This window comes from Undibacterium sp. JH2W (assembly GCF_049340425.1).
GTDB lineage: Bacteria > Pseudomonadota > Gammaproteobacteria > Burkholderiales > Burkholderiaceae_D > Undibacterium.
Genome location: NZ_JBMPOT010000005.1, coordinates 236,184 through 251,502 on the forward strand (window position 1 = coordinate 236,184; position 15,319 = coordinate 251,502).

14 protein-coding genes are annotated in these 15,319 nt (G+C 50.5%); 5 read left to right on the plus strand and 9 right to left on the minus strand.

Going from position 1 to position 15,319, the window contains the following annotated elements:
• Positions 1-20 precede the first annotated feature (20 nt).
• A complete protein-coding gene (locus ACO0LC_RS09050; protein ID WP_423002328.1) occupies positions 21-872 on the minus strand; it encodes a polysaccharide deacetylase family protein in 852 nt (283 codons plus the stop codon).
• 114 nt (positions 873-986) lie between these two features.
• Positions 987-1,628, minus strand: coding sequence for a hypothetical protein (locus ACO0LC_RS09055; RefSeq protein WP_423002329.1), 642 nt, complete (start codon positions 1,626-1,628; stop codon positions 987-989).
• 256 nt (positions 1,629-1,884) lie between these two features.
• On the opposite strand from ACO0LC_RS09055, the gene ACO0LC_RS09060 reads away from it, so the two are divergent.
• Positions 1,885-2,658, plus strand: coding sequence for a VOC family protein (locus ACO0LC_RS09060; RefSeq protein WP_423002330.1), 774 nt, complete (start codon positions 1,885-1,887; stop codon positions 2,656-2,658).
• 45 nt (positions 2,659-2,703) lie between these two features.
• Here the strand turns inward: ACO0LC_RS09060 and ACO0LC_RS09065 are convergent, their stop codons facing one another.
• From ACO0LC_RS09065 to ACO0LC_RS09090, 6 genes are all read right to left on the minus strand, one after another.
• Positions 2,704-3,375: an aspartate/glutamate racemase family protein gene (locus tag ACO0LC_RS09065; RefSeq protein WP_423002331.1), complete on the minus strand. Its 672-nt coding sequence runs from the start codon at positions 3,373-3,375 to the stop codon at positions 2,704-2,706.
• 19 nt (positions 3,376-3,394) lie between these two features.
• Positions 3,395-3,874: an SRPBCC family protein gene (locus ACO0LC_RS09070; RefSeq protein ID WP_423002332.1), complete on the minus strand. Its 480-nt coding sequence runs from the start codon at positions 3,872-3,874 to the stop codon at positions 3,395-3,397.
• Positions 3,867-4,178: an ArsR/SmtB family transcription factor gene (locus ACO0LC_RS09075; protein ID WP_423002333.1), complete on the minus strand. Its 312-nt coding sequence runs from the start codon at positions 4,176-4,178 to the stop codon at positions 3,867-3,869. Before ACO0LC_RS09075 ends, ACO0LC_RS09070 begins: the two co-directional genes overlap by 8 nt.
• Before the next feature lie 83 nt (positions 4,179-4,261).
• Positions 4,262-4,948, minus strand: coding sequence for a hypothetical protein (locus ACO0LC_RS09080; protein WP_423002334.1), 687 nt, complete (start codon positions 4,946-4,948; stop codon positions 4,262-4,264).
• Between the two features lie 267 nt (positions 4,949-5,215).
• Positions 5,216-5,644, minus strand: a complete 429-nt coding sequence (locus ACO0LC_RS09085; protein ID WP_423002335.1) for a hypothetical protein — start codon at positions 5,642-5,644, stop codon at positions 5,216-5,218.
• A gap of 14 nt (positions 5,645-5,658) precedes the next feature.
• A complete protein-coding gene (locus ACO0LC_RS09090) occupies positions 5,659-7,044 on the minus strand; it encodes a dicarboxylate/amino acid:cation symporter (RefSeq protein ID WP_423002336.1) in 1,386 nt (461 codons plus the stop codon).
• A gap of 565 nt (positions 7,045-7,609) precedes the next feature.
• Between ACO0LC_RS09090 and ACO0LC_RS09095 the strand changes: the two genes are divergently transcribed.
• The 4 genes from ACO0LC_RS09095 (at position 7,610) to ACO0LC_RS09110 (ending at position 11,970) form a co-directional block, all read left to right on the plus strand.
• Positions 7,610-8,542 carry an SEL1-like repeat protein gene (locus tag ACO0LC_RS09095; RefSeq protein WP_423002337.1) on the plus strand — a complete coding sequence of 311 codons (933 nt, stop codon included), beginning with the start codon at positions 7,610-7,612 and terminating at the stop codon, positions 8,540-8,542.
• Between the two features lie 6 nt (positions 8,543-8,548).
• The gene (locus tag ACO0LC_RS09100; protein ID WP_423002338.1) at positions 8,549-8,671 is read left to right on the plus strand and encodes a hypothetical protein; all 123 of its coding nucleotides are present in this window, start codon (positions 8,549-8,551) and stop codon (positions 8,669-8,671) included.
• An 81-nt stretch (positions 8,672-8,752) separates the two neighbouring features.
• On the plus strand, positions 8,753-10,609 hold the full coding sequence (locus ACO0LC_RS09105) for a tetratricopeptide repeat protein (protein WP_423002339.1): 1,857 nt from the start codon (positions 8,753-8,755) through the stop codon (positions 10,607-10,609).
• 596 nt (positions 10,610-11,205) lie between these two features.
• A complete protein-coding gene (locus ACO0LC_RS09110) occupies positions 11,206-11,970 on the plus strand; it encodes a hypothetical protein (protein ID WP_423002340.1) in 765 nt (254 codons plus the stop codon).
• Positions 11,971-12,104: 134 nt separating this feature from the next.
• Here ACO0LC_RS09110 and ACO0LC_RS09115 read toward each other — a convergent pair whose 3' ends face one another.
• Complete coding sequence (locus tag ACO0LC_RS09115; protein ID WP_423002341.1) at positions 12,105-15,146, minus strand: prolyl oligopeptidase family serine peptidase; 3,042 nt, start codon at positions 15,144-15,146, stop codon at positions 12,105-12,107.
• Between the last annotated feature and the right edge of the window lie 173 nt (positions 15,147-15,319).

Here is a 15,319-nt window from a genome sequence, read left to right on the forward strand (position 1 = left end):
TGTTATTTATTTCATAGACTTTACAGCCCTTGCTTTTTCAAGGCCTCAATCTCAAAATCACCATCATCTACCAGACGCTCGCCACCGGCAAACTTGCCCAGGCCCAGTATCCTGCCCATGGACAGCAGCAGACTTTGTCCTGCCGCCAGACGCTCTGGCACCAATTGATAAACCGGGTCATTAAAGGCTGCTGCTGGCGTAGTGAACTTCCAGCCCATGTCCTTGAACTGAGTGATCACATCGTCGAGCCACAAGGCATTGATCAGATTATGATGCATGAGCAAGACTTGCGGTATATCGCGCCCCTGCAATTGCCAGGACAAGGCACGATAAGCTTCGGCACGCTGACGCACGTGGGCAAGGTAAGCCAATTTGATAGGCGTCACATCTGCCTCAGGATTTTTTGTGAGTACCTCGACCAGTTTTTCATTCAAGCGCCAGTCGCTGGTATCGAGGCTAACATAGGCATTGCGGTAGTTATGCTGTTTCAAAAAGAGACGCATGCCATCCCGCTTTTCTGGGGTATTACCTTCACGCAAATAAGTATAGCGATACCATTTCTGGTAACCGGGCAAAGTGCTGATGATGGCGTCGCAATCGAGGATCTCTTGCTGGTATTGCGCCAGGCTGACTTTGTCGCTATGCAAATCAGGATGACTCATGCTGTGGTTGCCTATGGCGTGACCAGCATCGCCCCAGGCTTTGGCAAGTGCATAACCAGCAGGCTGTTTGGCAGCATAGTTTGCTGTAACAAACAAGGCCGCAGACACACCATGTTTAGCCAACGCCTTCAGCATGGCTTGATTGCGCTGCTCTGGGCTTAGCTTTGGTGTTTGCTCCAGGTTAGGTGCATCATCAATTGTCAACGCCACAGTTTGAGCAAAAACATTCGCAGACAAGAGCGCACATGCAAGTAAACATGCCGAGGCAGTAGCATTAGTTAAGTGTGTAAAAATTCTCAATTTCTTATCACCTTCAAAATAAATTTAATCGACCGCATAATCATTATTTTTTGTAAGCTGATCAACAGCGTCAATCAGCATGAACTGTTGACCATTCCATTGATAGCGGCTGGCTGTTACACTGGCGTTTGACCCGGAGTCTACACTCAGGGCAAGTAAATATTTTTTATTTCCATCTGCTTCATAAGTCCACTCAAATGCCGCAGCCACGATAGTTTGTACTAGCTTGTACTCGCCTCCCACCATGCCGTAGACCAGCATTTGTTCATAGGCCGCCCCTTGCTGCATCTTGAGTACGACGACAGGCTTGTCTGCCAGGGTAAATTCAGTATGGACTTGCAGGCGTGGATTGTAACTATCGACAAACTGCTGTTGCAACACCAGCCGCCAGGCCTGCTTATCTTTTTTGTATACGCTAAATGTACTGGCAATGCCGGCCATATTTTTCTTGTTGACCGAGATACCTGGCTTACTTGACCAGGCTAGTAGTTTCCAGTCATCCGTTGCGCTGAGCACACTGTAATTTTCGACCTCGGCCAGATTCGCTTTGCTGAATGCTGGGAAAGCGTCTTGCAGGGCTTGGGTTTCCGCAGATTTTTGACCAGGCTGGCATGCTGCGAGTGTGAACAGGATGAAGAGAGTGAACAGCGATTTTTGATATGGCATGAAGATTGATTTCAGAAGAGTATTTCTTGGAGCGCTCAAAAAATGCCTTATAGCAAGTAAATCCAGCGATAGCATAACACTAAGTTTTATTGAGCGTGCAAACCTCAAATATTTGTCACTATCGGCATGTCAATTACCGGGCAAGCACCTATAATTCTGATGGCAATATCGTCACAGCTTGATGGCATTGTTTGCCAAAATTGTTCTATGCGCTCCCCTTGCTTCCAACAACTATCAACATGAAGGAGATATCTGCATGAGTATCGTAACCTCGCACGAACCTGGCGCATTTTGCTGGGTGGAACTTGGCACCAATGATCAAAAAGCGGCCAAAGCATTTTATGGTGAACTGTTTGGCTGGAACGCCCAGGACAATGAGATGGGGCCAGGAAGTTACTACACCATTTTCCAACTCAAGGGACAGGATGCTGCGGCAGCCTATACACTGGACCCTGAGCAGCAAGCTGGCATACCGCCACACTGGGCTATTTATGTATCAACAGCAAATGCAGAAGCCACAGCCAAGCGTAGTGCAGAATTAGGTGGGGAAGTCGTGGTCCCGGCATTTGATGTCTACGATCTGGGCCGCATGGCTGTCTTGAAAGACCCCACCGGGGCTTTCCACAATATCTGGCAGCCAGGTAAAAATATTGGGATAGGCATACACAATGAGCCTGGTGCCTTTTGCTGGGGGCAGCTCAATACCAGTGACACCGCAAAAGCAGAAGCCTATTACACGGCATTGTTTGGATGGTCTGCCAACACAGGCAGTGACGGTGGCATGACTTATACAGAATGGCAGCAACATGGTACGGCCATAGGTGGCATGATGACTTTGCCAGATGGTGTCATGGCACCGTCACACTGGCTGGCCTATTTCAGCGTGGAAGATTGCAATGCCAGCGCGGCCAAAGCCCAAGCCTTGGGGGCGGCTACCTATGTACCACCGACCGACATACCGCATACTGGTCGCTTCGCCGTCTTGGCAGACCCACAGGGTGCTGTCTTTGCGATTTTTCAGCAAAGTTAATTAAGCCCGCAAATGCCCGGCCCAGGCCGGGCATTTGCGCAGTGTTTAATTTACCTGCAACAAGCTGAGTACATGTGCTACGCCTAGCCTGGGGCTGGACAAGACTTCCTTGCCCAGCTCAGCCAGATCAGGCGCAGCAGCAGCCATGGATGCCTGGGCCAGGACTATGACGTCAATTTCAGCTGCCTCATCCTGCACTCTCTGCCTGACTGCATGCACGATCGCCAGTCGATACGCATCGCTATTCCCCTGCAGGAAATGTGCCCAGGCATCTGCAACCAGCAAATTACTGATTACCAAAGGCTGATTCAAGGCAGTAGCAGATTCCTGCAATAATTCTGCCGTGGGTAACAAGGTAGTTTCCAGCGCTGCTACCAACAAGACGCGCGGCCCCTGTGTGACAGCCCGGTCTGCCATGGCACGATCTATCCTGGCCGTCTGCAAGCCTGATGCACCGCACATGCGTTCGGCCACACCACCTATACTGGAACAGGTGCATACCACCATGTCAGCGCCGCTTGCTGCGGCCTCTTGCATGGCTGACTGTATACGCTGGATGACATGCGGATCTGCGACGCCAGACTGCTGGGCGGCAATGAGTAAGCCAGCATCCACATGATGATGCAAATTGAGCCCGGGAGCCATATCCCGCACCAGTGCATCGAAAGTAGCTATGTGCACTGGTGAGGTATGTAAAAAAGCGAGTGTCTTTTGCATGTAGTTCCGGTCTTTCAGCTCAATTGAGTTTTTTCATATGATCCACCAATTGCTCCAGCGCGGCCCCCCATCCTTGATGGAATCCCATTTCCATATGTTTTTGCATGTCTTCTGCATTTTTATGTAAAACCACTGCCTTGTATTTGGTACCAGTCTCATGGGCTTCAAAGGTGACGATGGCCGTCATGAAGGAGTTGCCGGTAGGACGAAAGCCTGGCCCCAGAGCATCTGTGAAAACCAGCCTTTGACCAGGTATCACTTCCAGATAGCAACCAACATTATTATGATCGACACCTTCTGGTGAACGCATCACGGTGCGAAAAATGCCACCTGGTCGCAAATCGATTTCACAGTCTACGGTTTTCCAGGGGGCGGGTGTAAACCACTCGAGCAAATGCGCAGGCGTAGTCCAGGCCGCCCACACCAGTGCTGGCGGGATGTCGACGATGCGTTCCAGCACCAGATCAAACTTACCCACTTCTTGCGCTACCTCAGTCATCATGAGTCTCCTTCATTTTTTTTAAGTGTAAATCGAGCTGATTAAAACGGCTTTCCCAATCGCTACGCTGTTTGCTCAACCAAAGTTCAACTTCCTTTAATGCCTCTGGTGCCAGGCGATAAGTCCTTATTCTGCCTTTTTTTTCTGACATGACCAGACCGGAATGCTCAAGTACCTTTAGATGCTGGGTAAATGAAGGCAGGGCCATGTCAACATCCTGCGCCAATTGGCTGACCGCCGCAGGTCCCTGTGACAGGCGTGCCAATACTGCACGCCTGGTGGTATCACCGAGGGCTGAAAACATGAGGTCGAGTTGGGTTTGATGAACAGGCATACAGGACAATATAGCGCAATTAAATACTTAGGTAAACACCTTTATATAGAACTTTATTGCGCGATTCTTTCATCTGGTCGCCAATGTTTCAGGCTTTGATCAAAGATATCTTGCAGGTACTTGTAGCGGGGTGATAGGTAAAGATAAACAGGCTTGAAAAATAAATCCTGCAAAAGATAAGTGTCTGGAGCATGTTCACTGCCTGCCAGTATTTTCATGGCCAGGCTCTTGGTCATGATGCAGGCGTCGCCGTGATTTCTCAATACCATGTAAGCACAATCATGTTCAGAGTTGACAGCGATCAATTGCTCTAGTTCTTTGTGTGCTGCAATGGCAGCATTGCCACGCACATAAAATACTTTTTTCTTGCTCAGATCGGCCAGGGATTTGATGATGAGATTTTTGTCGTGCGTGAGCACACTGAAGCTGAGCTGCCCTATTGCGGTGGGCACGCGTGTCGCCGTTGGCGCCATTTGCAGGAACTCTTCAAAGCGCGGCAACTCACCAGCGGTTTCACTCTCCTGCAACATCTTCAAGGCACGTCCAGGAGGATAAGCCGTCAGCTTGCAGATCAGGCCATTTTGTTGGCACAGTTTTTCCAGCAAGTTTTTGCTTTCCGCAAAAGCTTCGCCCGCATCCGTCAGGGAAGAAGAAAAATACAATACTTCGCGCTGCACTACTTGTTCACCTAAGCATGTAGTGCAAACAGCAAAACAAACCAGCGATAAAAGTAAGCGCACGTGTGCTCGCTTTCAAAATCGGAGCTGGCACTTTGTCAGACTTTATGTTGTTAACATAAAATTAAAACACAAAGATTGCGGGACCAGTACTGTGAAAGTATTTAACAAGACCGAGCTACTGACAAGCAAGACTTGGGATAGTGTTGCAGAGAAGGTGCAGCTTGCCGCTTTTTGCCGACAAACTTATTGATCTGACATATCAAACCCATCATTCTTTCTGGAAGAATAGGAAGTACCGGCTTTGAGCATCCCTATTGCAACAGCTTCTTAACAATCATAACCCTCATCAATCAGTGTCAAATTCAGACCAAAAAAATCTTCAAAAAACGCTGTCCTGGCTTGCAGCCATGCCAGGGATTTTTCATCATAGTCACGCGCTTCCAGCAAAGTGATTGCCCTGTCCTGCTGTTTGATATTTGCTTCCAGCACGATCCAGCCAGTACCTTTCGCGCGCCGCATAAAAGCCAGATACACAGCACTGATCTGGGCCTTATCCAGCACTATCACTTTATGGTCCTGATAAAAACCTAATTTGCCTGAGACTTCATCCTGCCAGGCGTATAGATGCCCGGCATACTCTGTCCGGGAAAAGCATGCAGCAAGTGCTGGCAATGCAGACGCCTCCAGCGCACTTGCCCCCAGTTGTATGGGCAAGTTTGAAACGGCGTAAGGCAAGGACAAATCTATCGTCTTCATGGCTCTTGCAATACTCAATGTGCTGCTGGTTCAGTCTCAAGCGCCGCGGCAGTACGCGGGGCATTGTAAAGATCAAGATTCAACAAGCCCAGGCGCTTGGCAACGATAGTTGGCACCAGCGCCTGGCCCGCTACATTGACCGCAGTACGCCCCATGTCGATAATGGGTTCCACTGCCAGCAACAAGCCCACACCTTCGAGTGGTAAGCCCACGGTAGACAAGGTAAGGGTCAGCATGACGGTGGCACCAGTCGTGCCTGCCGTTGCGGTGGAGCCCAGTACAGAAACCAGGGCAATCAAAGCCAGTTGAGTGGCGTCGAGATGCAAACCATAAAACTGCGCAATAAAAATCGCCGAGATGGCCGGATAAATAGAGGCACAGCCATCCATCTTGGTAGTAGCACCCAGAGGTACGGCAAAGGCAGCATATTCGCGCGGCACACCGAGATAGCGCTCAGTGACACGCTCAGTCAATGGCATGGTACCCATGGAGGAGCGTGATACGAAACCCAGTTGCACAGCAGGCCAGACGCCACTGAAATACTGACGCACCGACAAGCCATGCAATTTCACCAGCAAGGGATAAACCACGAACAATACCAGCAGCAAACCTACATACACTGAAGCGCTGAAACTGGCGAGTGAACCCAGGGCATCCCAGCCATAACTGGCAACAGCATCACCCAGCAAGGCCAGCGTACCTAGCGGTGCCAGGCGTATGATCCACCACAATATTTTTTGCACTACTGCACCAACAGCATCAGTAAAGCGCAGCAACGGCTCAGCACGATCACCAACCTTGAGCGCAGCCACACCAACAGCAATCGAAATCACCAGCAATTGAAGGACATTAAAACCAAGCTGGGTAGTAGCCACTGCTTTTTCACCTAGCAGCTTGACTGAGCTGCTGGCCGTCATGCCCAGGATATTTCCCGGCAATAGTTGATTCAAGAAAGCCCACCATGAACCCGTCCTGGACGGCGCACTTGCCTTGGCAGCATCGACTACCGCCCCAGCACTGGGATTGGCCAGCAAACCTATACCCAAGCCTATGGCGACTGCGATGAAAGCAGTAATGGCAAACCAGATCAGAGTCTGGGTCGCCAGTTGCGCCGCATTTTGTAATCGGCGAAGATTGGCGATACTGCTCACCACGGCTGTCAGGATCAAGGGCGGTATCATCAGTTTTAACAAACCCACATAGGCATTGCCGATCGCCCCCAGACTCACTTGAAGCCAGTTCGCGTCTGTGCCTTGTGTCCCCATATTGCGCGCCACCAGCCCAACCAGCACACCGGCCACCAGCCCAATGACGATCTGCGGCCCAAAAGACTTCCACCAGCGTGCGCCGTGGCTGCCTGGCAAAGCTGCTGCACTTGCCTTGTTTGCTGAAGTTTGCATACCAGTTCTCACCCTGCTCTAATGATTGATCACGCCCGCAATCCTGCACCAAGCCAGTGCTCAAGGCAAGTAATTAGAATGCATTAGGTAATTTGCTGGAGTAGGATCTGATGCCTGCTTCATATCTTCAGCTAAACAGAGCTACCAGCACCTCTGTCATCAAGCCCTGGAATTTCCCCCAAAAATTTTCTTGTTTATTTTTCCATCGCCAGTTTTATTCATTTTCAGCGACATTTCAATGGCAGAAAATAGTGCGTACAGAATGTTCGAGCTGCTCTTTTTTTGTTCATAAAAATAGGGTAAGGTATCCGGAAAATTAGCCCAAATCAGCGCGAATCAGCACGAATAGCACAATCAACCTGGATTAAGCCGCCTGCATAATTATTCGATCTTCATCTGTTACTCGCTGTGAGGTTGCAGGTGATGGACAAATCCGCATGTCATTTCAAACCGGCATAGTTAATTTGCCAACCATCAGGCGAATGCAATTATTTTACTCATTCAAATATTCAAACTGACGGCAAGATAGTGCCGGTTTGATCATTCGTTAAAGAAAGCATCACCCATGAACAATCTGATCAAGACATCTTTGTCTGCCATGGCATATGCCATATTGGCTGCGTTTTGCGTTTGCCCTGGTGACGAGGCACTGGCACAGGCACCTGCAAATCCCGCCCACAGTAAACAGGATGATAGTCTGGACCACGTAAGGATACTGGCCGATGAGATGAGAGTGCCGGCGCTGATGGCGGCGGCTAAAGGCGGCATTGCCGATGCCCAGTATAAACTGGGCTGGATATACCAGACTGGAGATGGCGTCCCCAAGGATATGCAGCAAGCCGCCCACTGGTACCGCAAAGCGGCGGAACAGGGTAATGCGCAGGCCCAGATTAATCTGGGTATGTTTTACGAAAATGGCCTGGGAGTAGGCAAGGATGGGCAGCAGGCAGCCATGTGGTATCGCAAGGCGGCGGAGCAAGGGAATGCGCTCGGCCAGGATAAAATTGGATGGGCCTTTGCGAATGGTATAGGCGTAGCCGTGGATGTGAAACAAGCAGCAAGCTGGTACCGCAAAGCGGCGGAGCAAGGCAACACCAGTGGCCAAACTCACCTGGGATCGGCCTATGCTGATGGTGCAGGTGTTGCCAGGGATATGTCACAAGCCGTAGCCTGGTTCCACAAAGCTGCAGAGCAAGGCTTGCCTGCTGCCCAGTACAATCTGGGGGCGGCCTATTTCCAGGGACTAGGTGTTGTCAAGGATATGCAACAAGCCGCCAACTGGTTCCGTAAAGCGGCCGAGCAAGGCCATGTCCTTGCCCAGTACAACATGGGATCGATTTACGCTGATGGAACAGGTGTGGCCAGGGATGTGCAGCAATCGGCAAGCTGGCTACTCAGGGCCGCGCAGCATGGCGTCGCCGAAGCTCAATTTCAACTGGGCCGTGCATTTCTTGATAATACAGATGGAGCGAAGAGTGAGCAGGCCACCTATTTTTAGCTAAGCTTGTCCGCCGCACAGGGCTTTCAGGCGGCACGGGATGCCCTGCCTGCGCTGGAGGCGCGCCTGACAACTGAGCAAAAAAACAAAGTCAAGGCTGACGTGGCGGCCTGGAAGCCAGTTCAATAACACCATTTCACACTACTTCACACTACTACTCATGCAAACCGGCCGTGCGGGTTTGCTTTCTCATTACAGGAACCATCAGCGATGACCCATCTGATCAAAACATCATTCTCTGCCGCTGCATTGATGGCCTTGGCTGTGTTATGTGCATGGCCTGGTGGCGATGTGCAGGCGCAAACGCCCGCCACAGCAGGGGCAAACCCCGCTTATGGTAAGCGGGGTGAAGGGGCAGACTTGGCAAAAATCATGGCGCTCGCCAAAGAAGGTAATGCCGATGCCCAATACAGGCTGGGCATGTTGTATGAAAATGGTGATGGGGTGGCGAAGGATGCGCAGCAAGCCGTAAGCTGGTTTCGCAAGGCAGCAGAGCAATACCATGCACTAGCCCAATTTGAATTGGGTCTGGCCTATACCATGGGTTCAGGTGTTTCCATGGATGCGCAACAAGCGGAAGACTGGTTCATTAGAGCGGGTGGGCAAGGAGATTTATTAACCCATTTCCGTCAAGCGGCTGAGCAAGGAAATGCGTCTGCCCAGTTCCGCATGGGATTTGCCTATTTTGAAGGAGTCGGTGTGGACAGGGATGGGCAGCAGAGCCTGGCCTGGCTCCACAAGGCGGCTACGCAAGAGCATGTGCTAGCCCAGTACTTCCTTGGTTTGATATATGACAAAGGAGCAATGGCAACCAGGGATGAGCAGCAAGCGATAGCCTGGTACCGCAAAGCGGCCACGCAAGGCAGTGCGCGTGCACAGAACAGTTTAGGGATGGCATATGTTTATGGAACCGGCGTAGCCAAGGATGATCAGCAAGCCTTTGGCTGGTACCGCAAGGCTGCGGAACAGGGGAATGTCCGTGCACAATTCAATCTGGGCTTGTTATACGCCAGGGGAAGCGGCGTTGCCAAAGATACCCAGCAAGCCTATTTTTGGATGAAGCTGGCTGCGGAGCAGGGTTTCCAGCGTGCACGCGATACTCTCACTGACCTGGAAGAACGCCTGGCAATAGAGCAAAAAAACAAAATCAAGCCCGGTGCGCAGTCTGGTGGTGATGCGCAGGCTTACCTGTCGGTCAGCCCTGTCTACGGCAAACCAGGCGATGCAAGCGATCTGCCGGAAGTCATGGCGCTCGCTAAAACAGGTAATGCCCAAGCGCAATACAAGCTTGGCGTGCTGTATGACAATGGCGTAGGTGTGGCCAGGGATGCGCGGCAAGCAGTAAGCTGGTTCCGCAAAGCGGCGGAGCAGTCGCATGGGCTTGCGCAGGTGGAATTGGGGCTGGCCTACATCGCAGGATCAGGTGTGACCCCGGATCCAAAACAGAGTGAAAACTGGTTCCGTAAAGCCAGTGAGCAAGGGTATATCTCTGCGCAATTCCGTCCAGCGGCAGAGCAAGGAGAGGCATCTGCCCAGTTCCGTCTGGGCATTGCCTACATTGCAGAATTAGACTTGGTCATTGACAATCAGCAGGGCTTGAGCTGGCTCTATAAAGCGGCCGGACAGGGGCATACGTTTGCTCAGGCCTTCCTCGGCATGATGACTGTCATGGGAGTTACAGATGTGGCGCACGATAAGCAGCAAGTGATTGCCATGCTACGGCAGGCAGCAGAGAATGACAATGCGATGGGACAGGTGACGCTGGGTATGGCTTACTCCATGGGGGCAGGCGTTGAGTACGATACTCAACAAGCCGTCAGTTGGTACCGTAAAGCAGCGGAGCAAGGGCATGCAGATGGTCAGGCCAAACTGGCCTGGAGCTATGCCAATGGGGTAGGTGTCACCAAGGATGAGCAACTAGCTTATTTTTGGCTGAGCCTGTCTGCAGCACAAGGTATGCCGACTACACAGGAGCCTCTTGCTGATCTGGAAACACGTCTGACAGTCGAACAAAAAAACAAAATCAAGGCCGATGTTGATGCCTGGAAGCCGCTACACTTGCCTTGATAGCTGAAGTTTGCATATCAGTTTCCCTCTGCTCTAATGATTGATCACGCCCGCAATCCTGCACCAAGCCAGTGCTCAAGGCAAGTAATTAGAATGCATTAGGTAATTTGCTGGAGTAGGATCTTATGTGCCATCCTGCCTGAAGGGAACCCTGGAACAGCATCTCAAATCGACTTGTCCACACTTTCCCTTATTGATGAAGTGAGTTCGTTTTGCATGGCATAAAGCGACAGCATTGTGGCATATTCAGATAGACTCACCAAAAATTTGTATAATAGTCAAGTACACCTAAACAAAGATAGTGCTCTATCTCCATTCCTTAGCAAACATCTATGCGCACGATTTTAAAGTTAATATTTTCTCTCACTCTCAGCTTTTCATACTTTGCTACTGCACATGCTATGGAAGACAACAACAAATCCAAGCTTTCAACACCAGCAAAACAAGGAGTAACGCCAGGAGTAACCCAAAGGGTCAGTTTCGACTATCACAGCGCGTTCTTAATGAACTTGCACCATTTTCTGCTGGACGTTTCAATACGAAAGAAAGCATTAAATGACTTACCCTGGGATCAGATTCCCAGCGACTCCGAATTGATGGAATTAAAAGAAGCCGTCAACTTTTATCAAGCCGATTATGCCAAACGTGATGTCATGTTTGATGAAACCATGCAAAGCATTAAGCGTGGCTTGAGTGTAGACGATCAGCGCCGCGATGCCAGGGGCCTGGCAATTCCCGCCGCGCTCATTGCGGTACTGAACCGGGTTGCTCCTGTGTATGCCCGGTGCATATGGCCTTCCCAGGATAAAAGCAACCAGAACTGGATTAGTGAGCTTAAACAGCTGGATGCAAAATATGGAAAGGAAATACAGGCAGGTATAGAGAAGTACATGGCCCACGCTTTTCCATCCAAGCCCATACGTAATGATATAGTTGTGTTGACGGGCATACGGCAGGGTGCCTATACCGACGAGCAAATCGTCATGCCCAGTGGCCGGTCAGACTATCAGGGTTTGGCTGCGCTCGAAATGTTGTATCACGAAGCATCACACACAACAGTCACGGATACTATCGTCGCTGCCATCAATGACAGGATGAAAGCGACACATCGTGCAGGCGAATCTGATTTATGGCATGTACTGCAATTTTATACAGTTGGTAAAGTTACCCAGGATGTGCTCAAACAAAGTGGCAAGCTTGAATACCAGCCTTATGCATTGAAGAATGGTTTGTATCAACAAGCATGGCCAGAATTTCTCGACTTGATTGACCAGGTCTGGATACCCTATCTGGACGGCGAGTCAAGCTTCCAAAAAGCGATTGAGCAAGCCGTCAATCAAATGCCCGGCGAGAAAAAATAAGCCACCGCCCCCATCCAGTGTTATAGGAAACCTGATCACGCTGGACTTATTACCTGGCGCCGCATCCATCAGTTGAAGACATCAGATGGATGCGGACCAGATCAGGCTGCCGGGAAAACAGCGCAGCACACAAGTTATTCGGCAGCTTGCTTTTCTTTTACGGGGACAAACTGTCCCATCACATCCCGCTTGCCCCGCTCCAGGTAAGGCACAGGCTTGTCCATCCATTCGGGACGCGGGCTACCCAGCAGGTAATGATCAAAGAACTCGGCCATGTGCACAGTGAAATACTTCATGTTGTCGCGTTCTTTGAGGCCATGTTTTTCACCATTGAAATTGAACCAGTAAGCTTCCTTGCCCAGTTGGCGCAAGGCGGTGAAAAATTCTATAGCCTGGTACCATGGCACGGCATCATCATCATCGTTATGGATGGTCAGGTAAGGCGTCTGCACTTTGTCGATATGGAATATCGGTGAATTCTCTATATATTCAGCCGTCTTATTCCAGGGTGCACCGCCTATGCGGCTTTGCTGTTTTTCATACTGGAAAGCGCGGCTCATACCTGTACCCCAACGTATGCCACCGTAACCGCTGATCATGTTTGCCATGGAAGCACCGGCTTCCACTGCACGGAACATATTGGTTTGCGTGATCAGGTAATTGACCTGGTAAGCACCCCAGCTATGACCTTGTATGCCTACGCGCTTGGGATCGACATACCCTTGTGCCAGTACTTTTTGTACAGCTGGCACAACAGCGTTGTAGGCACTCTTGCCCGGGTGCCCGGTTTTGTACGCAATGTCCGGACGCAGCACGATATAGCCATTGCTAAGGTAGCGTGTTACATTGATATTATGGGTGGGCGCAGGCGGGACATAGCGATGCAGGTTGTCTGACATGTTTTCATAGATGTAGACCATCATCGGATATTTTTTTGCTGGATCAAAATTCTCGGGCTTGGCCAGCAAGGCTTTGAGCTTCTTGCCGTCGAGGCTGGTGTATTCAATCATCTCTTGCTTGCCCCAGTTGTATTGGGCTTGCTGAGGATTGGCATTGCTGATTTTTTGCGGGTTTTGCAAAGCCAGGTTACTGCTCCACAAGTCAGGGAATTCTGTAAAGCTTTGTTGGGTGAACAAGACCGTATCTGCCTTCTTGGCCTTGACCAGGCCGGCAAACATTTTATCGCCATGAATGAGTTTAACCGGCTCGCCAGATTTTGGATTTTGCTGGTAATAGCCGGTAGAGCGATTGCCTTCATTGGTGGCTGCCAGTATCCATAAATCAGCTGGTAAAGCCTTGGCTTCGGCCACTGGCGAAGGTTCTTCCGCTGGCGGCTTTTTCTCCATATCAACAGCAACATAACGTAATTCCAGATTATGCTTGCGGCCATAGCCAGCTGTAAGATTGCGACTAAGCTGAGTCTGCGGATTGACTTCCCACAGATCAAATTGATCGTACAAGATTACACTGGCATCGTCTTCAGTCCAGCCAGCGAAACCATAGGCATCTTTGACTTCTGGCGTATCGCGCTTGGCATCTTCAAAGTGCGCCTTGATTTTCCCTGTCAGATTGATCTTGCTGCCGTCAGCAGTGGACCAGCAATACCAGGTACTGCTATTGGCATCAAAGGCCAGCACATATTTACCACCCGCCGACAGGCTGGGCACATAGCGCAGTTTTTGCGCCAGCAGGCGTGCCTGGCCGGTTTGCAAATCTACCGCATAAGCATCGTGATACAGCGCATCCCATGACTGCTGCATTTTGTAGGGGACATCACTGGCGCCCATAGCAAAACGCGGATTATCATTGATCAACACGTTCGGTATATTTTTGTTGGCGAGCTGGACAAAGCGTTGTTCAGCAATATGGAAAACCGCTTTATAGCTGCGCTGTTTTTCTTTTTCTGCCTTGACCTTTTGCATGGATTGCAGCTCCGGGTCTTTCCAGTGCCAGAGATCCACCTTGAAAGGTTCCGGTGCATCCTTGGGATCAGCCTTGGCCAGCTCTGCCGTGCCAAAGAACAGGCGCTGGCCATCTTTGCTAAAACTCAGGCTACCGTATTCACTGGGCAACCAGCCTGCTGGCATGCCTTTAGTGTCGGCAGTGACAAGCGCTTTGGCTTCGCTGTCACCAGCGCGCCAGTAATACAGATTGAATGCGGTAATTTCTTTTTCAGCTTTGTCGGCTTTGTCTGCTTTTTCAGCCTTATCAGATTTGTCAGCTTTATCGGCATCAGCATTTTTCTTGCCGGACTTTTCTGCTTCGGCGCGTTTCTTCGCCAGGTCATCACGGTTACTGAAGAAAGCCAACTGACGGCCTGCTTCATCAAAATTCATGTGCTTGTAGCTGCCTGCGCCTGCCATGATGGTGCGGGGTGCCTGGTCTTGCGGACTGATAAGGTAAACACCTTCGCGCGCAGTATCTTTTTGTGCGTCTTTTTTTGCTTCTTTGGCGATGACATTGAAGGCCAGCAATTCACCATTTTTTGCCCAGGTAAAATCAGCGACCTCCTTGAAGCTGCTGCGTTTGGCGTTGGTCACATCGATCAACAGAAATTCTGTGCCCACGTCTTTTTTCCTGGCTGCAGCCGAGGCCGCAGCAGTTGCCTGATCTTCTTCATCCTTGGCGGCAGGTTCAGCTTCTTTCCTGACGTCTTTCTTTGCGTCCTCTGGTGCATCGAACAAGACTGCCAGGAAATTACCGCCCTCTTCCGGCCAGGCAAAACGTTTTACCCTGTCCAGGTTTTCAACTTTACCAGTAGCCAGATTCATGATGCCCATGCCTGACTTGGGCATGTCATCCCCCTTCTTCTTTTCTTTCTTTGCCTTGTCCAGCTCCAGCCTGGTTGGCGCGATCGCAAAAGCCAGGTAATGGCCATCCGCACTGAAGGCTGGCATAGTGCCACGGGGTGCGCGTAATTCGCGGCCATCTTTCAAATTCCTGATAACGACTTCACCATCCGACTCTTGCCCTACCAGAGCATAAGCTGCCCAGTTACCGTCGCGGCTCAGGACACTACCCTGTATGCTACGCCAGTTTGCATAGACATCATGGCTGATGACTTTTTTTGCATGCACTGCGACAGTTGCCGGGCTTTCTGCCAGCACCGGGGCGGCATGAATAGCAGGGGCAAATGCACCATAAGCCAGACATACCAGCAGAGCAGTAGCAGCCAAGTTATGCAGTTTATGCAACTTAGGCAGCTTGTAGTGACTGGGGGATGAAACAGAGGAAGGAGAGGAATAATACGTGCTCAACACTGGAATTACCTTTCTGGAAGACTTGCTTTACATCACCACATTGTAATGTCAAATCATTTTTAATCGACAAAACAATCATGTATTATCGG

Excerpts from the sequence above, each read along its gene's own strand:
- ACO0LC_RS09055 (WP_423002329.1), bottom strand. The coding sequence starts at position 1,628 with ATGCCATATCAAAAATCGCTGTTCACTCTCTTCATCCTGTTCACACTC.
- ACO0LC_RS09060 (WP_423002330.1), top strand. The coding sequence starts at position 1,885 with ATGAGTATCGTAACCTCGCACGAACCTGGCGCATTTTGCTGGGTGGAA.
- ACO0LC_RS09065 (WP_423002331.1), bottom strand. The coding sequence starts at position 3,375 with ATGCAAAAGACACTCGCTTTTTTACATACCTCACCAGTGCACATAGCT.
- ACO0LC_RS09070 (WP_423002332.1), bottom strand. The coding sequence starts at position 3,874 with ATGACTGAGGTAGCGCAAGAAGTGGGTAAGTTTGATCTGGTGCTGGAA.
- ACO0LC_RS09075 (WP_423002333.1), bottom strand. The coding sequence starts at position 4,178 with ATGTTTTCAGCCCTCGGTGATACCACCAGGCGTGCAGTATTGGCACGC.
- ACO0LC_RS09085 (WP_423002335.1), bottom strand. The coding sequence starts at position 5,644 with ATGAAGACGATAGATTTGTCCTTGCCTTACGCCGTTTCAAACTTGCCC.
- ACO0LC_RS09090 (WP_423002336.1), bottom strand. The coding sequence starts at position 7,044 with ATGCAAACTTCAGCAAACAAGGCAAGTGCAGCAGCTTTGCCAGGCAGC.
- ACO0LC_RS09095 (WP_423002337.1), top strand. The coding sequence starts at position 7,610 with ATGAACAATCTGATCAAGACATCTTTGTCTGCCATGGCATATGCCATA.
- ACO0LC_RS09105 (WP_423002339.1), top strand. The coding sequence starts at position 8,753 with ATGACCCATCTGATCAAAACATCATTCTCTGCCGCTGCATTGATGGCC.
- ACO0LC_RS09110 (WP_423002340.1), top strand. The coding sequence starts at position 11,206 with ATGGAATTAAAAGAAGCCGTCAACTTTTATCAAGCCGATTATGCCAAA.